At 33.4% G+C, this 22,244-nt stretch carries 18 protein-coding genes; 3 read left to right on the plus strand and 15 right to left on the minus strand.

What is annotated here, in order from left to right; translation table 11 throughout:
• Positions 1–24: 24 nt before the first annotated feature.
• The 7 genes from J8H85_RS00675 to gcvT all read right to left on the minus strand — a co-directional run bounded on the left by J8H85_RS00675 (position 25) and on the right by gcvT (position 8,142).
• Positions 25–2,619 (minus strand): zinc-dependent metalloprotease, encoded by a 2,595-nt coding sequence (locus J8H85_RS00675; protein ID WP_209651649.1) that lies wholly within the window; start codon positions 2,617–2,619, stop codon positions 25–27.
• A 162-nt stretch (positions 2,620–2,781) separates the two neighbouring features.
• A complete protein-coding gene (locus tag J8H85_RS00680; RefSeq protein ID WP_209651651.1) occupies positions 2,782–3,765 on the minus strand; it encodes a Gfo/Idh/MocA family protein in 984 nt (327 codons plus the stop codon).
• Between the two features lie 65 nt (positions 3,766–3,830).
• Positions 3,831–4,550: a YebC/PmpR family DNA-binding transcriptional regulator gene (locus tag J8H85_RS00685; RefSeq protein ID WP_209651652.1), complete on the minus strand. Its 720-nt coding sequence runs from the start codon at positions 4,548–4,550 to the stop codon at positions 3,831–3,833.
• Between the two features lie 144 nt (positions 4,551–4,694).
• The gene (locus J8H85_RS00690; protein ID WP_209651654.1) at positions 4,695–4,991 is read right to left on the minus strand and encodes a 4a-hydroxytetrahydrobiopterin dehydratase; all 297 of its coding nucleotides are present in this window, start codon (positions 4,989–4,991) and stop codon (positions 4,695–4,697) included.
• 312 nt (positions 4,992–5,303) lie between these two features.
• Positions 5,304–6,134: a sugar nucleotide-binding protein gene (locus tag J8H85_RS00695; RefSeq protein WP_209651656.1), complete on the minus strand. Its 831-nt coding sequence runs from the start codon at positions 6,132–6,134 to the stop codon at positions 5,304–5,306.
• A gap of 9 nt (positions 6,135–6,143) precedes the next feature.
• Complete coding sequence (locus tag J8H85_RS00700; protein WP_209651658.1) at positions 6,144–7,058, minus strand: glutaminase; 915 nt, start codon at positions 7,056–7,058, stop codon at positions 6,144–6,146.
• Between the two features lies 1 nt (position 7,059).
• Positions 7,060–8,142, minus strand: coding sequence for a glycine cleavage system aminomethyltransferase GcvT (gene gcvT / locus J8H85_RS00705; RefSeq protein ID WP_209651660.1), 1,083 nt, complete (start codon positions 8,140–8,142; stop codon positions 7,060–7,062).
• Positions 8,143–8,369: 227 nt separating this feature from the next.
• Here gcvT and J8H85_RS00710 point away from each other — a divergent pair, with 227 nt between their 5' ends.
• Positions 8,370–10,106, plus strand: a complete 1,737-nt coding sequence (locus J8H85_RS00710) for a hybrid sensor histidine kinase/response regulator (RefSeq protein ID WP_209651662.1) — start codon at positions 8,370–8,372, stop codon at positions 10,104–10,106.
• A gap of 207 nt (positions 10,107–10,313) precedes the next feature.
• On the opposite strand, the gene J8H85_RS00715 is transcribed toward J8H85_RS00710, so the two are convergent.
• From J8H85_RS00715 to thrA, 4 genes are all read right to left on the minus strand, one after another.
• Positions 10,314–10,640 carry a DMT family transporter gene (locus J8H85_RS00715; protein WP_209651663.1) on the minus strand — a complete coding sequence of 109 codons (327 nt, stop codon included), beginning with the start codon at positions 10,638–10,640 and terminating at the stop codon, positions 10,314–10,316.
• A 23-nt stretch (positions 10,641–10,663) separates the two neighbouring features.
• Positions 10,664–11,959, minus strand: coding sequence for a threonine synthase (gene thrC / locus J8H85_RS00720; RefSeq protein ID WP_209651665.1), 1,296 nt, complete (start codon positions 11,957–11,959; stop codon positions 10,664–10,666).
• Between the two features lie 112 nt (positions 11,960–12,071).
• Positions 12,072–12,998 (minus strand): homoserine kinase, encoded by a 927-nt coding sequence (locus J8H85_RS00725; RefSeq protein WP_209651667.1) that lies wholly within the window; start codon positions 12,996–12,998, stop codon positions 12,072–12,074.
• 83 nt (positions 12,999–13,081) lie between these two features.
• Positions 13,082–15,526, minus strand: a complete 2,445-nt coding sequence (gene thrA, locus J8H85_RS00730) for a bifunctional aspartate kinase/homoserine dehydrogenase I (protein WP_209651669.1) — start codon at positions 15,524–15,526, stop codon at positions 13,082–13,084.
• A 526-nt stretch (positions 15,527–16,052) separates the two neighbouring features.
• On the opposite strand from thrA, the gene J8H85_RS00735 reads away from it, so the two are divergent.
• Positions 16,053–16,703 (plus strand): T9SS type A sorting domain-containing protein, encoded by a 651-nt coding sequence (locus J8H85_RS00735; protein WP_209651672.1) that lies wholly within the window; start codon positions 16,053–16,055, stop codon positions 16,701–16,703.
• Between the two features lie 131 nt (positions 16,704–16,834).
• Positions 16,835–18,394, plus strand: a complete 1,560-nt coding sequence (locus tag J8H85_RS00740; protein ID WP_209651674.1) for an NAD(P)H-hydrate dehydratase — start codon at positions 16,835–16,837, stop codon at positions 18,392–18,394.
• Between the two features lie 70 nt (positions 18,395–18,464).
• Here the strand turns inward: J8H85_RS00740 and J8H85_RS00745 are convergent, their stop codons facing one another.
• The 4 genes from J8H85_RS00745 to J8H85_RS00760 all read right to left on the minus strand — a co-directional run bounded on the left by J8H85_RS00745 (position 18,465) and on the right by J8H85_RS00760 (position 22,244).
• A complete protein-coding gene (locus J8H85_RS00745; protein WP_209651676.1) occupies positions 18,465–19,496 on the minus strand; it encodes a TlpA disulfide reductase family protein in 1,032 nt (343 codons plus the stop codon).
• Positions 19,497–19,576: 80 nt separating this feature from the next.
• The gene (locus tag J8H85_RS00750; protein ID WP_209651678.1) at positions 19,577–20,431 is read right to left on the minus strand and encodes a substrate-binding domain-containing protein; all 855 of its coding nucleotides are present in this window, start codon (positions 20,429–20,431) and stop codon (positions 19,577–19,579) included.
• A gap of 12 nt (positions 20,432–20,443) precedes the next feature.
• The gene (locus tag J8H85_RS00755; RefSeq protein ID WP_209651680.1) at positions 20,444–21,313 is read right to left on the minus strand and encodes a nucleoside phosphorylase; all 870 of its coding nucleotides are present in this window, start codon (positions 21,311–21,313) and stop codon (positions 20,444–20,446) included.
• Positions 21,303–22,244: a DUF1835 domain-containing protein gene (locus tag J8H85_RS00760; RefSeq protein ID WP_209651682.1), complete on the minus strand. Its 942-nt coding sequence runs from the start codon at positions 22,242–22,244 to the stop codon at positions 21,303–21,305. The genes J8H85_RS00755 and J8H85_RS00760 overlap by 11 nt, the downstream gene beginning before the upstream one ends.

A 22,244-nucleotide genomic window follows, 5' to 3' on the forward strand; every position in this document is an offset into this window, starting at 1 on the left:
TTCTTTTAATACTATGGTGCTAACTTACTTAACTTCTTCTAACACATTGTCTATAAGTGTTCTTAAATGCAGTTTATGCGCTATGGAAGCTATATCACCGGTGGCATTAGCCATCGTTCTAATATTCTTTAAATTATATAACGCCATCGATTTGGCTGTGTTTGAATAACTGCTACTTAGTTTACCAGTTAACATGGCCGTAAGCATGTTAGTATATTCCAATTGTAAATTTTGTCTAAAAGAATTTACAGTTCCATTAATATCCGCTTTAAAAATGGCATTGTTTAAATCGGTCATAAATGCAGATAGTTTATAAGCATTACCATATAACTCAGAATCTGAAATTCTTTGCAACGTATTATAATGCAAAAGATGGTTTAATACATTTTTTTGATAGGTAAGCACTTGGTTATGAATTTTAGGATCTTCAGGCGTTCTAAAATTGAACCCACGACGTTGCATGGCTAAATAATTAAACAAATCGTTTGGTACATCAAACGCATCGGGTGCAAAAATATATTTACTTAAAGCACCCATAGCACGTTTTTGATCTTTTAAACTAACTGGTGTATAAGGTTGGGTTTCTCCTGTTTGACCTGCCATGGCTCTATCAACATAAACACCTCCAATAAATCTGGAAATGGTATTGGCAGCAGATCCTTTTTGGCCACTTAATAAATAATACACACGTCTCAATTCTTGATAGGATTCACCCTGTTTTCTGAATTTCGTTTTAACGGTTTTCATTAAATCATTCGATAGTTCAATGCGATCAATGGACCATGCTATTTGATCGTTTGATTGGTCGGATACATTAACTCTAGGGTCTATGGCCTTTCCTGGTGTACGCATATCATCTGCATCATTACCAAAAATATGTTCTGGCTTGGTAGATTCACTAAGTAAAGCTTGGTGTTCACTTTCCGAAGCAAATGGTTTATATCCTAATTGAATAGCCCAAATATCATATGGTCCAACAGCAACATCATCATACTGTCCTTGTTTACTTCGGTCTCGGGTAACATTTAATGCGGCATAATCCATAACCGAAGCCGTTAAACATTTTCCTTCTATAAAAGAAGCATCATTTAATTGTTCTGGTGAATATAACTGACTTGCTTTCATATTATGGTTTAAACCTAAAGTATGCCCAACTTCGTGCATAATCAATGCTGTCATCGATTCTTTTTTGATACGCTCCATTTGATAATCAGAATTTGCAGAAGCCATAGCTGTGGCATTTGCAAACATTACTTCTTCTTGTAATTGATGCCCTAAAGAACAATATGTATAATCTGTTTGCTTGTTTTCAGAAGTTTCAAAAGGGGCGTCTAATGATGCCAAACTGTAAATTTTATCATAAAAAACACGATTTGTGAAGTGAGCAAATTCCAACATAATATCAGCACCTAAAATTTGCCCCGTTTTAGGATTTACAAAACTAGGTCCATAACCACCAAATGGAGGTTCAGGAGAAGAGGTCCAACGCAACACATTGTATCTTAAATCTCCTGCATCCCAAGTAGCATCATCTGGTTGTATTTTAACTACCAATGCATTTTTAAACCCTGCTTTTTCAAAAGCAACATTCCATTGTAAAACGGCATTGGCAATAGTTTCTCGCCATTCCAAAGGTGTTGAGTTTTCTATCCACCAAGTAATAGGTTCAACGGGTTCAGAAATAGCCGCATTAGGGTCTTTCTTTATTAAATTCCATCTATGGATAAGGTCTCTGTAAGGAATGCTATTAGTGGTTGTTTTATCATCAACTTGTGTAGTGAAATAACCAACTCTAGGGTCATCAAAGCGTTCTTCATAGTCATTATTAGGCATTGCAATTAAGCTGTGAAAAACTTTAATGCTTACGTTTCTGCCATCGGCAATGGCATTAGAGCCTTTATTAAGAATGGAAGGTGACGAATACACATATTCCACTTCCAAATTTGTGTTTTCTGCGTAATTATTAATGGCATTAATTTTTGTTTTATCTTTATTTAAATTACCAAGTTTGAACGATGTTGGAGATTCACCGGGGCTACTAGGTCTTTTAATTTGTGCTAAAGTTTCAGCCAAAAATAAATCGTCTGCCTTAATTAAATAAAGACCTTTCGCTTTATCTTGTGCTGCAATGGTGATACTAGCAATATTTCCATTGCTAATGTTAGCGTCTTTGGATTTTGAAAGCGGATTTTCTGGATCAAAATAAAACGAGGTATTTTGAATAACAAACTCAATTTTATCAAAATATTTTTCAATTTTGAATACTTCTGAACCCATATAAGAGCCTCTTATAACCCTGCCAGCATCTAAAACCCCATCGGCGATTTGACTGAAATAAATAAACTCCTTATCTATTTGATTTTTTGATACTATCATTTGTAAACTCCCAGTAATAGTATCTTGATAGATAGGAAATAGCCCATCAATTTTTCTACTGGTTTTTACAAGTTCTGCAATGGTTTTTTCCTTTTTTACGGGTGGTGCAGGGGCTTCGGTGGCTGCATCTTTCTTATTTTTCTTTTTCTTGTTTTGGGCTTCAATATTTTGAAAAGATAAGAATGTAAACAGTGCCAATACGACACAGATGTAACGCGCTACATGTAGTTTGATTTTTTTCATAGTACATTTAATGATGTTAACAGGAAGTTAACTTTTGATTATTTTTTGAATTAGTCGCGCTAAAAATACTATAAAACAAATTATTTTTTAAAATAATAATGTTAAAACATGCTATAAACGTGTGCGTTAACTGGATTTTTTGTTGAAAAAAGAAGGTTGAAGCTATAGATTCCCAAGAATTTTATCCATAACCCAATTGGCATGTAGGGCTGTTTTGCCTGTAGATGGGTGGGTGAAGTTTTTATTTATCAACATATCTCTCATACCTTCAACATGATACATTTGAATATGTTTAGGGTTTTCAATAAAAAGTTCTTCGGTTTTGGTAATACTCTCTAAAACTATAGTGTTTTCATGGAATATTGAAAATTCAATGCGCCCTTCACTACCATAAATAGTTACCTTATCTAAAGAATGATGGCAATCAAAATTCCAAGTTCCAGAACCTGTAATGTTATTTTCATGCAGCCAACATGCAGTAATAGCATCTTTGGCGGTATAATTATTGTGTTGATTTAAACTAATACCATGTGCTTCTTTAATATTTCCTAAAAGGAAATTAAACAAATCCAAGCCATGACTTGCTAAATCGTCAAAATAACCTGCAGGAGCAATGTTAGCATCGGTACGCCAATTGTAATCACCTGATTTATCTAAATCACTTGCAGGTCTGCTAAAATGCCAATTAATATGTCTTACTTCACCAATAAAATTGTTATTTAACCATTCCTTGATTTTTAAAAAACGGGGGAGAGACCTTCTGTAATAGGCAACAAACAATGGGAGTTGCTTATCATTAAAAATATTATATATAGCTAAACTATCGGTATAATTAGCTGTCATTGGTTTTTCAATACAGCAAATTTTACCTGCTTCGGCTACTTTTAAAGCATAGAGTTTATGGGTGTCTGGAGGTGTTGCAATGTAAACAGCATCTACTTCATCATCATTAATTAAATCGTCGGCATTGGTATAATATTTTTTAATACCATGCCTCTTCGCGTAATCTTTAAGCTTTTCTACATCACGGCGCATTACAGCAATAAGCTCGAAACCTTCTGTATTTTTATATGCAGGGCCACTTTTAACTTCTGTTACATTACCACAACCAATAATGCCCCATTTAATAGTCTTTTTATTTTCCATAATTTGATTTATAAGCTAAAAAAAAGAGCGTTGTTGGCGCTCTTTTTTAGTGGTAATTAAATGATTTATTCTTCACTTTCTTCCATGGTATGATATACGTTTTGTACATCATCATCATCATCCAGTTTTTCTAAAAGTTTTTCAACATCTGCAGCTTGCTCGGGCGTTAATGTTTTTGTAACCTGTGGTATACGCTCAAAGCCAGATGATAATATTTCAATGCCTTTTTCTTCTAAAGCTGATTGAATGGCTCCAAAACTTTCAAAAGGGGCATAAATTAAAATACCATCTTCATCTGCAAAAACTTCTTCCGCGCCGTAATCTATAAATTCCAATTCTACTTCTTCAGGATCCAACCCTTCTGCATTTATTCTGAAATTGCAGGTATGGTCGAACATAAAAACAACCGAACCTGATGTACCCAAACTACCATCGCACTTGTTAAAATAACTACGTACGTTGGCAACGGTTCTGGTATTGTTATCGGTTGCAGTTTCAACTAAAATAGCAATACCGTGGGGTGCATATCCTTCAAAAATAACTTCTTTATAATCGCCTTGACCTTTTTCACTTGCTTTTTTAATGGCGCGTTCCACATTGTCTTTAGGCATGTTTACAGCTTTGGCGTTTTGCATTACGGCTCTTAACCTTGCATTAGCAGCTGGGTCTGGACCCCCTTCTTTCACTGCCATAACAATGTCTTTTCCAATACGTGTAAATGCCTTACTCATGGCAGACCAACGCTTCATTTTACGTGCTTTTCTAAATTCAAAAGCTCTTCCCATAATTTAATAAGTAAAAAGTTAAAAAGTAAAAAGCTTAAAAGTTTGTCTTTTAAACTTTGGCAAATTTAAAAAAATCTGCCAATTGAAATAATGATATTTATTTTAAAAATATTCACTGAAGCCTCATGTAAATCGAACCCTCATTTAATCTTCTTCGTCCGGCTCTACAATAGCTTCAATGGCTTTTGCCAGTTTGAAATCTTTTTCGGTAACGCCGTTGACAGAATGTGTGGTTAATGAAATGGTAAGTACGTTGTAAACATTGGACCAATCTGGATGATGGTTTAGAGCTTCGCACTCAAATGCTATTCTGCTCATAGCACTAAAACAGTCTTTGAAGTTTTCGAATTCAAATTCGGCATGAATGGCATCATCGTAATATTCCCATTCCGGTAAGCCTAATAATCTTTTTTCTATATCTTCTGCTGAAAGTTTGCTCATGATTTTTGTTTTTATGTTGATTGTAAATTTACTAATTTCAGAATGAAAACAGAATTATTATAGCGGCTTATTTGAGGTTAATCCTAATAGGTTTTAAAAATTTATAGGGAAGAAAAACACTTTGGGATTACTTGTACATAGCAAGCATGCCCGCGTTAGGGGTTGAAACGGCATCCTTTTGGTTTACTTTAATAAGGAAATAAGTAAAAAAAAGGACTTTTGACTTTTAATGTGGATTTATGCCTTAACTGGAATGACAAAAACCAAAAGATACAGTGGAAAACCCGACCCGATAGGGGAACGCCCCAGTGTTTAAATTTCCAATTCGGTTAAGATTTCCTGACTTATTAATTGCAGGTTTTTTGGGAGCAGGTTGTATTTTGGTAATACGGCAAGATAGCGATCATCGTTAGTGGTGTACACTTGTTTGTAGATGGGGTTTTTGATGTTTAATGATTTGATGATATCCTTTATGAACTCGTCATGATGTACTAAATCGCTGCTGCCTAAGTGAAAAATACCCGATTTATTGCGGTTGATGATATAATGAATTTGTTGCGTTACCTTGGTATCGGTTGTAACGTTCATTATTAAATTTGGGAATACTTCTATGGGTTCTTTGTCCTTTACTTGTAGAATAATTTCTTGAATACGTGGCGATTTTGCACCAAAAACCATAGGTAATCTTAAAATGGCCACCTGGTTTTTTGGTAATCGCAATAGCATGTTTTCAATTTTTATTTTGAAATGCCCGTAGATGCTGTTACTATAGGTTTTGTCGGTTTCGTAACTTGGGTATTTGCTGTAGGCATCAAAAACGTTTGCGGAAGACAGGAAAATAATTTTTATGTTTTTGGTGAATACGTATTCCGTAAGGTGTTGATGAACAATAACTTGTTTTGAAAAATCACCACGAAGTGCAGAAATAATGATGGTTGGTTTTACAATATCCAGTATTTCATAAACATCATCTTCTTCAATATTGAATTGAAAAAAATGATTATTTTTTTCTAACTGACTATTGGAGGTGCTGTAAGTGCCAAAAGTTTTAAAATAGGGGCAGAGTTCTCTATAAATGACGTTACCTAAAAAGCCATTTGCGCCTAAAATTAAAATTCTATGTTTACCTTCTTTTTTATCCATAAGCCATCTTTAGAAAATGGATAATTTTGTTTTTGTGGTAAACTGCTCTAAGGCTTGCATACCAAGTAGGGAATTACCTTTTTTGTTTAACCCTGGAGACCAGGTGGTAATTACAAAATGGTTTGGAAGTAAAGCGACAATGCCACCGCCAACGCCACTTTTTCCGGGCAATCCAACTTCAAAAGCAAACTCGCCCGCTTCATCATAAAAACCGCAAGTGAGCATGATGGCAATGATACGTTTTGCTTGCGCGCCTGTTAAGTGTGCCGTATTAGTTAAACAATTGCCTTTATTTGTTAAAAAGAAAAATGCATCTGATATTTGATTACAAGTCATTTCTATAGAACATTGATGGAAGTAAAAATCTAAAACATCATCAACAGGATTCACTAAATTATTAAAAGATTTTAAGAGGTTTGCCGCTGCATAATTTTTGAAACCCGTATTTTTTTCAGATCGAGCAACTTCTAAATTGTAGTATATATTTGGATCACTCGCCAATTCCCTAACATAATTTAAAAAATCTTCTTTTGGGTTCTTTAAATGTGTTAATAGAATATCTGAAATAACGATGGCTCCAGAATTAATTAACGGATTTCGTGGAATACCATTTTCAATTTCCAATAAGGCTAATTGATTGAAAGGGCTACCTGAAGGCTCTACATCTACACGTTCCCAAACCGATTCGCCAATGAGTGCCATAGCTTTTGATAGTGCCAAAACTTTAGAAATACTTTGTATTGAAAATATGGTATCGAAATTGCCAACCCCATATTCAAAACCATCTAAGGTTCTTAAATGAATACCAAAATTATTTTCGTCCACATGTGCCAATTCTGGAATATAAGATGCTACAGTGCCTTTTTCTTTTGCACGTTTAGCATCAGCATATATTTCATCTAAAATAGCTTTGAAGTTTTGCATATTAGCCTTTATAAAACGGAAGTTTTACAACCGTTGCTGGAATGGCGTTTTTTCGAATTTGGATGTATATTTTACTTCCAATTTCAGCAAAAACAGTTGGCACGTAGCCTAAACCAATACCTTTACCCAAAGAAGGTGCCATTGTACCTGAAGTTACAATGCCTATTTTATTTCCATGGCTGTCAACTATATCATAATCATGTCGTGGAATTCCGCGTTCATCCAACTCAAAAGCAACTAATTTACGGTCTGTACCTTGTTCTTTTTGTTTTTTTAAGGCTTCGGAATTTGTAAAGTCTTTGGTGAATTTTGTTATCCAGCCCAAACCAGCTTCAATGGGTGATGTGGTATCGTTAATATCATTTCCGTACAGGCAATAACCCATTTCTAGACGCAAGGTATCACGAGCAGCTAACCCGATGGGTTTGATGCCGAAATTTTTACCAGCTTCAAATACGTCGTCCCAAATTTGTTTCACCTCGCTGTTTTTGCAATAAATCTCGAAACCACCGCTGCCTGTATAGCCGGTTGCAGAAATAATAACATGTTCTATTCCCGCAAAATCGCCTACAATAAAGTTGTAAAAATTGATAGCAGATAAATCATGACTGGTTAAACTTTGCATGGCTTCAACAGCTTTAGGACCTTGAATTGCGAGTAGGGAATAGTCTTCGCTTAAATTTCGCATAGTTGCGTTCATGGTATTTCTAGAACTGATCCAGTTCCAATCTTTTTCTATATTGCTTGCGTTTACAACCAGTAAATAGGTGTTGTCTTTTATACGATATACAATTAAATCGTCTACAATGCCGCCTTCATCATTTGGCATACAACTGTACTGAGCTTTCCCTATGGTTAATTTTGAAGCATCATTAGTTGTTACTTTTTGAATAAGCTCTAAAGCATGCTCACCTTCAATTAAAAACTCACCCATGTGCGATACATCGAATACCCCAACGGCTTTTCTAACGGTTTCGTGCTCTGCAGTGACTCCTTCATACTGAACGGGCATATTAAATCCTGCAAAAGGCACCATTTTAGCGCCTAGTGCTTCGTGAGTTTTTGTTAAGACTGTATCTTTCATTGAAGTTTATAATTTTTGCTTCTGTAATAACAGAAAATTTATTTTTTTTGTGAAAACAAATGTATTGAAAATATATAATAACGTTTTTACCGATAGAGTAAAAGGTTTGTTAAAAGAATGCATCATTTCTATTTCTATTTTTTGTCCATTTAAATACAGCAAAAATTATCAATACATCTTGCTTTTAAACGATAGAAAGACTTCTTTTGTCTACATTTAATTGTAATATGGCGCAAAAAATAAATAATCTTAATTTTGAAGAGTTAAAAAGGAAATCTTTTTTTAAGCTAGCAATGCTTATCTATTTGTCAGCTATTTTAACTAATATTTTCTACGTAATTAGTAGTTATAATAATAATCTAATAGCTTCTGCCATTATTACTTTATTTCCTCTTGTTGGTTTTTGTATAAGTGTTTATGTTCTTTTAGTGAGACGAAATTATTTAGCAGGCCCTTATATTGTTTATATTGTTTTGGGTATTTCTACAGTATGTTTGTCTTATTTAGAAGGTTTGATGTCTGGTTACTATTGGTATCAATTAGGATTGATTTTTGTCTTACCGTATGTTATTCGTCATGAAGTATATTTCCAAAAGCATACGAATATTCTTTATTCCATGGTCTTCCTATTTATAGTTACATCAGTTTTAATTTCTCCTATGTATTCTGTTTATTATGAGCATTTAACTCATGAACAGACACATTTTAAATTCATTTTAAATTCATTGGTTTGTTTTGTACTAACCATGATTTTTTCAATGCAGGCACTCACACACAATAAATCATATATAAAAAGAATTTATAATGACAAAAAACAAGCTGTAAGCGAGAAAGATAGAAGAACCAAAGTGTTGTCCAATTTAGGGCATGAATTACGAACACAAATTAACAGTATCAATGGTGTTACCCAATTAATTTTAGGAGATACCCCAAACAAAGCTCCCAATACTAAGTATTTTGAAATATTGGATCATTGCAATAACAATATGCTTTTGTTGGTTAACGATATGCTTGATATACATAAAATTGAATCAGGACTTTTTGAATTAATCAACGAGCCGAAAGTGTTATATGATTTTCTAAACAAAATTACAATCCCGTTTATTGGTAAGGCAGAAGAAAAAAATTTGGAACTTCATTCTCAAATTGATTCAAAATTGGTAGGAATAGTAGTTAGTATTGACGAAAAACGCTTTGCTCAAGTCATATATAATTTGATATCGAACGCTATAAAATTTACGGAACAAGGACGAATAACTTTTTCTGCAGAACTGATCAATTTAGATAACGATACTGTAGAAATCCAATTTAGTGTTATAGATACAGGAATTGGTATTGCCCCTAATAATATTAAAAAAGTATTTGAAAGTTTCCATCAAATTACCAATGAAAACAACCCAGTTTATGGCGGTACAGGTTTAGGGTTAGCAATATCGCAATCTATAATAGAAGCCATGAATTCTGAGATAAAAATAGAAAGCAAATTAAATAAAGGTACTTGCTTTAAATTTACTTTAACTTTAAAACGCCTTGCTTTTTTACCAAATAAATTACACAAAGAAGAAATTTTTAATATTGATTTTTTAATGAGCTCATCGGTATTATTAGTTGAAGATAACATGATAAGTATGATGTATGCTAAAAAACTATTGGAAAAACATGTTACAAAAATTTATGAAGCTACAAATGGTGTTGAAGCGATATTAAAAGTAAAATCTTATAACGATATTGATTTGGTGTTTTTAGATTTAGAAATGCCTCAAATGAATGGATTTAAAGCTATAAGTCATATAAAAGAGCACAGACCGAATTTAATAGTTATTGCATTTACGGCTAACATACCAAGTACAGAACTCATTAATAAGTTGGATGATTTAGGGTTTGACGACATACTATCCAAACCCTTTAGCAAACAAGATGTTTTTGCAATTTTGAAAAAATATGATAAAACATTGGTTGTTTAAAAAAAAAACATCTGAAATAAACTATTAAATAAGAGTTCAATATTCAATACAAACGACTCTCTAGCGTTAACTAAAGAAAAGAACAACATTTTTTACAAGAAAGAAATGTAATGAAAGTACAATAACGTTTTGTTGAAGCGGGAGTTAATAAACTTTATATATTTTTAGAATATTTCATAAAATAAAACAAGAAACAAAAACTTTCAATCAATTGGAAACCACCTTCAGACCAATAATTGAGGCAATAAGTGTGGTAATAAAGAAAATCCTCCAAAAACTTGCTGGTTCTTTAAAAACTATAATACCAAGCAACACGGTTCCCACTGCTCCAATACCAGTCCAAACTGCATAAGCAGTCCCAATAGGAAGCTGGTTGGTTGCTTTTATTAGCAATGCCATACTTAATATTAAAAATCCCAAAAAGCCTGCATACCAATAGATAGACTCGTTTCCAATGGTTTCTTTAGCTTTTCCTAAACAAAAAGCAAATGCAACTTCCGATAATCCAGCAATAATTAAGATGAACCAATTCATAGAGATTTAAAATAAAACAGAAATTACTTCTTCAATAAAAAAGCTTTTAAATCATTATAATTTGAAATAATAATTGATACTTTTTCTTTACCCATAACAGATTGAATTTGTGAGGGCAAAGGTTGCTTTACCTTAACTACTTCTTCAACTACATCTAAAAACTTTGTTGGGTGTGCTGTTTCTAAAAATACACAATGTGCGTTAGGGTTTTCTTTTAAATATTCCTTGCAGCCTAAATAACCAACAGCGCCATGTGGGTCGGCTACATAGTTGTAATTTGCGTGCATTTCTAACATGGCTTTTTTGGTTTCATCATCAGAATAACTAAATGATGTTAGATTTGTTTTTAAGACGTCAAAATTATTTTTGTAAATTTCTTGAATACGAACAAAGTTACTTGGTGCGCCAACATCCATGGCGTTGCTTATGGTTTGTACTGATGGTTTTGGTTCGTATAATTGCGATATTAAATAACGTGTCACAACGTTATTGGCGTTGTTAGATGCGACAAAATGTTTAATAGGCAAACCTAATTGTTGAGCCATCATACCCGCGCATATATTCCCGAAATTACCACTTGGTACCGAAAACACAATGTTTTTATGTTGCTTGTGCAACTGTTTATAAGCGAACATAAAATAGAATAATTGTGGCAACCAACGCGCTACGTTTATGGAGTTTGCAGAGGTTAACTGCATTTGGTTGGTAAGTTCTTCGTCTAAAAATGCGGTTTTCACCATGGCTTGACAATCGTCAAAAGTACCATTAACTTCCAGTGCCTTAATATTTTGGCCTAAAGTGGTTAATTGCATTTCTTGTATGTCGCTCACCTTTCCGCTAGGGTAAAGTATCACCACATTAACACCTTTTACACCTAAAAAACCATTGGCAACCGCTCCGCCTGTATCTCCAGAAGTTGCTACCAAAACAGTAACTTCTTTATCGTTGTTTTGGTTGAAATAGCCTAAACATCGTGCCATAAAACGTGCTCCAACATCTTTAAACGCCATGGTTGGACCATGAAACAGTTCCAATGTTGAAATGTTTTCATTCAGTTTTACAACTGGGAAATCGAATGATAAAGTTTCTTCAACAATTGTTTTTAAAATTTCCTCGGGAATTTCTGGTGACACAAATTGTTTAATCGCTTCAAAAGCAATTTCAGAATGCGATAAATTATCAATATTTTCAAAAAAACTTTTTGGTAAAGGTGTGACAGTTTCAGGGAAGTACAATCCTTTATCTGGTGCAATTCCTTTTACAACGGCATCTTTAAACGACGTATTTGGTGCTTTATGGTTTAATGAGTAGTAGTTCATTGTTTTAAAATTGGCCGATGACAGAAGACGGAAGACCGTAATATGTTACCGAGGTTTTATTAATGTTTTTATGAAATGCGTGCATTATTATAGAATTTAATAAAATCTTCTTCTAATATATAATTTTAACGCCTTTATTGTTGATTTTAGAGACATGAATATCAAAATCTATTTCCGTATTTGAATATACTTTTTTCATTGCATCTTTCACATTTTTAGCGTTTTCAATTCCTTTACTTAAAGAAAATATTGAAGGTCCTGAGCCTGAAATTCCTGCACCTAACGCACCTGCTTTTAAAGCTTCGGTTTTTACTTTGTTGTAATGTGGAATTAGTTGACTTCTATAGGGCTCTACAATCACATCGTTAAGTGAGCGCTGTATTAAGCCAAAATCACCAGTATGTAGCGCGTGAATTAAACTTCCAAAATTTGCCCATTGAGTAATGGCATCGATTAATGGGACTTCTTTAGGAAGAATAGCTCTTGCTTCAGATGTTTTTATTTCAATTTGTGGATGAATGATGGTAACATACAAGTCGTCTGGAGACGGAATTTCTAGTATTTCTAAAGGAGAAATACTTTTTACAAGCGTAAAACCACCAAATAGGGCAGGGGCAAGGTTATCTGCGTGCTCACATTTACTGGCTAAAGCTTCGCCTTTAATAGCAAATTCTGTTAATTGTGTTTTATTGAATGGTCTTCCTAAAAGTTCGTTCATTCCAAAAACACTACCAACAGCACTTGCAGCACTGCTTCCTATGCCGCTTCCAGGTTTTATTTTTTTGTTGATTTCAATTTCAAATCCGCAATCCGGTTTTGCTGCTTCATACAAAGCCAACGCGGAAACACCAGCTACGTTTAATTCTGCTTGATAGGGTAAATCGAACCCACCTTCAATTTTAGTAATGAAAATCCCTTTTTTATCAGTTTTTCTAATCACCATTTCATCACCAACACTATCTAAGCAAAAGCCTAACACATCAAAACCACAGGCTACATTGGCTACGGTTGCTGGAGAAAATATTTTTATTTCGTTCATTTTTTTAGGTAAAAAAAAAATAGAGAAAAGAAAATAGACTACACATTGTCTTAATTCTTTTTTCTCTATTCTCAAAGTCTTATTTAATCATTTCCAATTCTAATAATATCAGCAAATAAGCCAGAAGCTGTAACATCAGCACCTGCACCGGCACCTTTAATAATCATAGGTTGTTCTGGGTAGCGCTGTGTGTAAAACATCACAATATTATCTTTTCCTTTTAGGTTGTAAAATGGATGATCGCTAGGGATTTCCTGCAAACTTACACTTGCTTTTCCATCGTTAAATTGTGCCACATATTTTAATTGGCAACCTTTTGCTTTTGCCGATGCGTATAAAGCTTGGTAATGTGCTTCGTCTGCGATTAAGGTTTGGTAAAAATCATCAACTGTATCGCTTTCCATTCCAGACTCAGATAAGAAAGGAGTGTTTTCAATATCTTCCAAATTCATTTCAATACCGCTTTCCCTAGCAAGAATTAAAATTTTTCTAGCCACATCCACACCGCTTAAATCAATTCTAGGGTCTGGTTCTGTATAGCCTTCAGCCGCAGCTTGTTTTACAACGTCGTAGAATTTAGTAGTATCGTTGAAATTGTTGAACACAAAGTTTAAACTACCCGATAACACAGCATGGATAGATGTAATTTTATCTCCAGAAGCTATTAAATTCCCTAACGTATCAATAATTGGTAAGCCTGCGCCTACATTGGTTTCAAATAAATAAGGCGCATTGTATTTTAATGATAAGCGCTTTAATAATTTGTAGTTTTCATAATCGCTAGAACAAGCAATTTTATTGCACGCTACAACGCCAATACTTTGGCGTAAATACTTTTCGTATAAATTCGCAACATCCTTATTTGCAGTAACATCCACAAATATACTATTGCGAAGGTTTAAGGTTTTTGTGTTTTCGAAAAAGCCTTCCAAAGTTGCTTTTTCCCCGTTTTCCAATTGCTCTTTCCAATTGGTTAAGTCAATGCCTTCTTCACTAAAAATCATTTTTCTGGAATTGGACAATCCAGCAATACGCAAGTTGATTTTTAGGTTCTCTTTTAAATATTTGCGTTGTTGTTTTATTTGCTCAACTAATTTTTCACCCACATTTCCAACACCCGTAATAAATACATTAAGTTGTTTGGTTTTACTTTCAAAGAACTGTTCGTGCAAGGTGTTCAATGCTTTTTTAACATCACTTTGCAAAATAACGGCCGAAATATTTTTTTCTGAAGCACCTTGTGCAATTGCTCTAATATTGATATTGTTTTTTCCTAAAGCGCTGAACATTTTACCACTGATTCCCTGGTGGTTCTTCATGTTATCACCCACTAAAGCGATGATTGAAAGCTCTTTTTCAACAATAATCGGATCAATTTTATGTAATGCGATTTCATTTTCGAAAGCGGCATCAATAGTGGTTTTAGCCAATTCAGCATCATTTTCATCTATACCCAAACAAATGGAATGTTCTGAAGATGCTTGCGTAATTAAAATAACATTTATTTTTTCCTGAGAAAGCACTTCAAATAAACGTCTGGAAAACCCAGGAATACCAATCATGCCGCTACCTTGAAGGGTTAACAAGGCGATATTTCCAATATTACTAATGCCTTTTACAGGTGAGGTAGAAATTATTTCATCGTTAGAAATGATGGTGCCGGCAGCTTCAGGCTCTAAAGTGTTTTTAATATGAATAGGAATATTCAAATCCAGAACAGGTTGTACTGTTGGTGGATACAACACTTTCGCGCCAAAATGCGACAATTCCATGGCTTCTTGATACGATATTTTTTCAATAGGGTAGGCCTGTTTAACCAATTTTGGATTGGTAGTAAACATGCCACTAACATCGGTCCAAATTTCCAACTGTTTAACCTTTAATGCTGCCGCAACAATGGCTGCTGTAAAATCCGATCCACCACGACCTAATGTAGTTTGTTCTCCTATTTTAGATTTTGAGATAAAACCAGGCAGTATGGTGATTTGTTGATTTGCCGAATCAAAATACGTTTGTATATTTTTATTGGTAACGGTGTAATCTACTTCAGCCTTTGTAAAGTTTGAATTTGTAACTAATAATTCTTGTGAATTTTTGCTTTCAGCCGATAATCCACGGTTTTTCATGGTTTCAGCAATAATATAAGATGATAGCAATTCACCAAAACTCACTAATTTATCAGATGTTTTTGGCGATAATTCATTTATAAGAAAGATGCCGTCCAGTAAACTTTTAAGTGCATTTAGTTTTTCATCAACAAAAGCGATGATAGACGAGCTTTTGTCTAAATTAAGTTCATTCACGATGTTAAAATGAATGTCCTTAATTAAATTAAAGGTTTCAATGTAGTTAGTTTCTTTATTTTGTGCTTGTTTCCCAGCCAAAAGTAATTTATCGGTAATACCGCCAACTGCCGATACCACGCATACTACTTTGTCTTTTTTAGCATAGTCTTCTAAGATGCTAATAACGTTATTTATGTTTTTTGACGAACCTACAGAAGTTCCTCCAAATTTTAAAACTTTCATTAGTTAATGAATTGATGATTTATATAGAATATTAAAGATGTTGTGATTATAAAAACCACAAAGATAGACCGAAGAATATTTAATTAGCAACCCCAAGGGGTTGTAATAATTGTAGTTGTTCCAAAAATAGAAACTGTTCTTTTTGTTGTAAAAGAAAATGACGGGTTTATATTTTGGTTTAAATGATTCATTTTGTCTGAAAATAATAGAATTCAAAAATATCACATTTAACCTTATAAAAAAATTAAAAATCCCTTTTTATAGTATTCTTATATTCAATGAAGTTTCATTTAAGAAAAACAACTATTTAAAAATAAGTATTGAAAAATCTATAATATTCCAAATAGGTTTTAAAATTTCTTATAGCGGATTATTCATGTTTAAGTCTAGTTTACATTCAAAATGCATTCTATTTCTTTCAAAAGTTATTAAATAAATCGATTAAAATCAAATTTATTCGATAAAATTTGTTTTAAATAAGATTTTTCATATATTTGTATTGTTAATTCATCTAAAACCCTTAAAAATGAAACATCAAACGCTCTCAAAAGGAATTTCAACAATTCTATGTTTCGTGTTTGTTTTATCTAATCAGGCACAAGAAACTTCAAAACTGACCCTTGAAAAATCCGATATTACAAAAACAGAAATAAGTGGTAGTGCAGGTTTAAATAATGCAACCAACGAAATAGATATGACTGGGGAAATTATTAGTAATAAAGAAGCTGTTATTATTGAAAGAGGTTTTGTTTATAGTACTTCAGAAAAGACCCCAACGGTTCTAGACACTAAAATTATTGCCGATAATAGAGAAACGGTTTTTAGCTATAAATTATCCGATATTTCAGCAAACACTATTTACTATATTCGCTCGTATGCAACTACTGAAAAAGACACGTTTTATGGAGGCGTAAGTACTATTGACACCAGTACACAATCAAACATTGATGTGAGCTTAAAAAACAGAATTAAAACATACCCCAATCCATCAACTGGTTATATTAGTCTTTCCGGCTTGATGGAAACCAAAAATTATATCATCTATAACATGACAGGAAAAGAATTGGTGAGAGGTAGTATATCTTATAACAACAAAATTGATATTAGGTCGCTAAACAGCGGATTATATCTTTTGAAATTAGATGATTTTGAAATGATTAAGTTTATAAAGGAATAAAAACCATCATTTAGGAAACATGAATAAATCCTTGGCTAATTTTAGTTAAGGATTTTTTATTTATACAAAGCTATGGTTTGATTTAATATATAAAAATGCGTAATATTAGTGTTGCTTAAAATATTTAATAGATGAAAATTTTCTCGAAAGAACAAATCTACGAAGGCGACAAACTAACCGTAGAACGCCAAAAAGTATCATCAACCGATTTAATGGAACGTGCAGGCGCACAGCTTTTTAATTGGATGCATGTACGTTTGCAAGGGGCACAAGTGCCCATTCATATATTTTGTGGCATTGGCAATAATGGTGGCGATGGTTTGGTTTTGGCAAGACATTTAATTTTAGATGGTTACAATGTTAAAACCTATGTTGTTAATTGTAGTGATAAGCGTTCGAAAGATTTTTTAATTAATTATGATCGGATTAAAAATGTAACGAAAGAATGGCCCACACTTTTAAGTTGTAAGGAAGATTTTCCTGAAATAAATGCTCAAGATATTATTGTAGATGCCATTTTTGGTATTGGATTAAATAGACCTGTTGATACTTGGGTGAAAGATTTATTTGTGCATTTTAGAAAGTCGAAGGCGTTTACGTTGTCAATTGATGTGCCTTCCGGTTTAGATACCGATAAAGTACCTCAAGATGAAGATGCCGTTGTTTGGGCAAGCTATACTTTAAGTTTTGTAACGCCTAAATTGGTGTTCTTTTTACCTGAAACAGTAAAATACACGGTACAATGGGAAGTGCTGGATATTGGTTTAGATGTAAATTTTCTATCAGAAACAGCTACAGAAGTAGAATTAATAGGAAAACACGAAGTATTGCCAGTATATAAGCCTAGAGATAAATTTTCACATAAAGGACAATTTGGACATAGCTTAATAATTGGTGGCAGTTATGGGAAAATTGGAGCCGTTACGTTAGCCGGTAGAGGTGCTTTGGCTGCTGGTGCAGGATTGGTGTCGGTGTATGTGCCAAAATGTGGGTATATGCCTTTGCAATCTTCATTTCCTGAAGCCATGGTGATTACAGATGCTGATGAAGAAAAAATTACCAATATTTCTTTTGAAATGAAACCAACTGTTATCGGTTTTGGTGTAGGTGTAGGAACTGATGCTAAAACCATTAAAGCATTTGAAGATTTTTTAAAGAAAAACAAAACCCCACTTGTTATTGATGCCGACGGTATTAACATTTTAACAAAAAAGAAAACCTTATTAAAATTATTGCCAGAACAAACCATTTTAACGCCACATCCCAAAGAATTAGAACGTTTAGTAGGAAAATGGACAGATGATTTTGATAAATTGGAAAAGGTAAAAGCTATTTCAAAAAAACATAATTTAATTATTGTGATAAAGGGGGCAAATACAATAACGGTATCTCAAGATAAGCTATATGTAAACTCTACCGGAAATCCTGGTTTAGCTACTGCAGGAAGTGGTGACGTATTAACAGGGGTTATTACGGGCTTAATCTCGCAAGGGTACAACCCGTTAGACGCCAGTGTATTTGGTGTTTATTTACACGGAAAATCGGCTGATATTGCTGTTGAAGATTTTGGGTATCAAAGCTTAATTGCAAGTCATGTTATTGACTATTTAGGTGAAGCCTACAAAGATTTATTTAAACAACCTGAGCAACCGCAAGTAGCTGAGGAGCCTGTAGATGAAAAGAAGAAATAATAAAAAAACCACGAATACAGCATAATTAACAAACGTGTATTCGTGGTTAAATTTTATAAAAAATATTCTGTTAAATATTTAGAGACGAAAATAATTTTGTTAACTCACTACTTGAAGGTCTTGGTGCATCTGGAGTTACAATATTACCGTTGGGGTCAATTAAAATAAATCTAGGAATTCCTTTAATTTTATAATCTAAAACAAACTGTGATTGCCATCCGTTTGGAGCAAATAATTGTATGCCGCTGAGTTGTTTATCGGCTATCATTGCTTTCCAATCTTCACGTGCTTTTTCCCAAGAACCACCGTGGCTTCTATCATCATCAATAGATAAGCTTACAAATTGAATGTTTTTACCGTGGTATTGTTTTTCTAAAGCTTTTAACGATGGTATTTCAGCCTTACATGGTCCGCACCATGTAGCCCAAACATCTACGTACACATATTTCCCTTTTAAATCGGATAATGAGGTTTTGCTTCCATTATAATTTTCATAATCTTCAAAAGTTGGTGAAGCTACACCTGCTGCCAATTCTGTTTTTAAGGCAATAGATTCCGCTAAATACCCTTTGTAGTAATTTAGCATCGGGTCTATGTTTTTAGATAACGCATTCGTTATTGAGGTGTCAATATTTTTATTTGCATTGTAAAACTCGGTTAATTTAGTTTTAATCTCACCAAATTTTGACTCTAAGCCTTCCATATCCAAATTGCTCAATGCGTCCATATCTAAAAGTTGCTCTTGCATTAAGCTGTTTTTTGCTAAAAAATTACTGTGTTCTGCACCAGTTCCTGTATAAGTTATCGTTTCGTCAAACTGTTTTGTATCTAAAGTAATATTGATATCGAAACCGTTTTTCAAAAATAAATTTGTTGATTCATTGCCGTCAAAAAAATTATAAACACCAGTTTCTACTTTTAAGGTATCGCTAAAAGTACCATCGGTATTTACTTTAATAGTTTTGGAATAGGTACGCGATCTTACTACAATGGAGTCACTATTTTTATCTGTGATTTTACCAGACAGTGTTACGTAGTCTTTCGGTTCTTCTTTACAAGCAATTATAGCAATGGCAGCAGTTAATAAAAGTAGTTTTTTCATGAATATTTTTAATTTTTGAAATTCAAAAGTAACTTTTTAATAAATTTTTCATCTATATTTTGAGAAACATTAACACTTATCTAAAGTTTATGTGTTAGCTTTTCATAAGGCACCATTTCATGAATTATGTTTAAAGCAAACAATTCTTTTTGAATGGTATGAACCGTTTTTTTATCGATTAAGCTTTGCGACCATTCAGTAATACTTAACCATTCGCGTACATCGTCCAATTGTTGCTCGTACCTATTGGCAATAGTTCTATCTATGCTTGGAATGTCTTTAAATTCTGAAGTTGTATTATTTATAATATCTAAAATTGTTTTTAAATCATCTTTATGGGATTTTATAAAATCTTCTCTTACAGCAATTACAAAACAAGGCCAAGGTGTAGGGCAGTTGCCTATTCTTCTAAAGGTTCCGTTATCAACAAGTGGTTTTGTAGTGAATTTCTCCCACATAAAATAATCGGCAGTACCATTTATTAAACCTTCAATAGCACCGTTCAAATCGTTAATAACTTCAAAATTCAAATCGTTTTTTAAATCCCAATTATTATTTTCAGCATTGATAAAAGCCATTAAATGCGACCCCGAACCATACCTACTAATAGCGGCTTTGGTACCTTTTAAATCTTCAATGGTTTTATAAGGTGAATTTTTTGCCACATGAATTCCCCAATTTAAAGGTGTTTGCACAAAAGTCTGTACAATTTTACTAGGGTTCCCATCAATAATATCTTTTATGATGCCTTCAGTAAGTATAACAGCAATATCTATTTCTTTATTTCTGAGCGCTTTACACATGGCGCCCGTACCCTCTGGGTAATCTTGCCAGCGTAAATTGATGTTTTCCTCTTTGTACTCTCCGTTTTTTAAGGTTAAATACCACGCCAAATTAAAATGTTCAGGTACGCCACCTATTTTTACATTGTTCATCAAATCAATCTTTTATTCAATAATTTTATTAAGGGTATAAGTTATAAGATTTTCAACAACTTGTGAGGGGTTTTCACTAAAAGTACCCTGGGCTCTGTTGGCTATAATCGCATTTAATGATACCGCATGGTGCCCTAGTAATTTTGATAATCCATATATGGCCGAAGTTTCCATTTCAAGATTCGTAATTTTCAAACCATCAAAATTGAAACTATCCATTTTGTTATTCAGGGCTTCATCTTGAACAGCTAAGCGTAAAACACGCCCTTGAGGGCCATAAAACCCGCCTGCAGTTGCCGTTAAACCTTTAAACGTTTCATTGCTTTCAAGTTTTTTTTGTAAAGATTCGCTATTTTTTATTACAATGGGTCTTGCTTTATTGCTATGCCAATTAGTTTGTTTTATAAAAGCAGTTTCAATTTCTGGGTTACAAATGGATTGTATTTGGTAGGCGTGAAGCATGCCATTTAAATCTAGGGCATGGGTGCTTAAAACGAAACTATCCACAGGGATATCTGTTTGTAATGAACCCGAGGTGCCAACTCTTATTATTTCAAGGCTTTTAAGTTTTGCCTTTGGGTGCCTTGTTTCTAAATCGATGTTAAAAAGAGCATCCAACTCATTTAAAACGATGTCAATGTTATCGGGTCCAATACCTGTAGAAATAACCGAAATTCGTTTCCCTTTATAGCTACCGGTATGGGTTTTGAACTCTCTTTTTTGAGTTTTAAATTCTATGGTATCAAAATGCTTTGAAACTTTTTCAACCCTGTCTTGGTCGCCAACAAAAATAATGGTACTAGCAATATCTTCTGGTTTTAAATTTAAATGGTAAACACTGCCATCAGGATTTAATATAAGTTCCGACGCTTTAATGGGCATTATAAATAGTTTTTATTAATTTATTTTCCTGTTTATTGAATTGAAAATCGAATTTATTAACGCCTCCAAAAACCATTGAGTTGTTTACTTCTAAAGCAAAATTATGCTGACCAAGCAAGGCTTCGTGTCCTTTTCTATTCAATTTTATGCTATTTTCTTCTTCAGTAAAAAAGATACTGAGTTTTTCAATAATTCTTGAAATTTGCAAGTCGCCATAACCATAAAAACCTTGGTAATTAAGGGCGTAACCCAATAAATGGTGTTTCGATTTTATGCTCCTACTTTTTACAATCTCTAAAACATTACGTTCAATAACATTTAAGCCATCTTTGGTTTCCGGAAAACGTTCTAAATGCGCTTTTAAACAATTGCTTAAATATTTAAACGAGGAATTTGTAACAATGAAGGGCTTTAACAAATTATGGTCTTTGCCACAGTAAATACCCCAAACGGTTACGGCTAAATCGATATCTTTAGGAGTCAGCTCTATTTTATCTCTATAATGTTTCAAAAGCTGCCCTGAATTAAGTTCTGCCAAACCTTTTAAATTTTTGTTTTTTTCAACTTTACCACTACAAACCAAATAGAGTGGCAGCTTGATTTTTTTTTGTTGAATGAGACTAATAACAGCAATCATGTTAATATGGCAAAACAAATCGTATTCAAACCAAAGAACAATTTCTGAATATTTTTCTGAATGATTTAATTTATCTAACTCTTGTTCAATTTCATTTATAACTAAATCGATATCATAGAAATCACTAAAAAATTTCTTTCTTAATTTTGAAAATTCTTCGGAATATACTTTTTCTACAGTTGGTCCTTCACACAGCATTTCTTGCCATGTAAGGATGTCTCCTTCAATATTTAGCTCATTGAGGCGATTGGTTAACACGGAACCATTGGTGACATGAAGTGGTATTTTGTTCAT

This window comes from Mariniflexile gromovii, from assembly GCF_017814435.1.
Lineage (GTDB): Bacteria > Bacteroidota > Bacteroidia > Flavobacteriales > Flavobacteriaceae > Mariniflexile > Mariniflexile gromovii.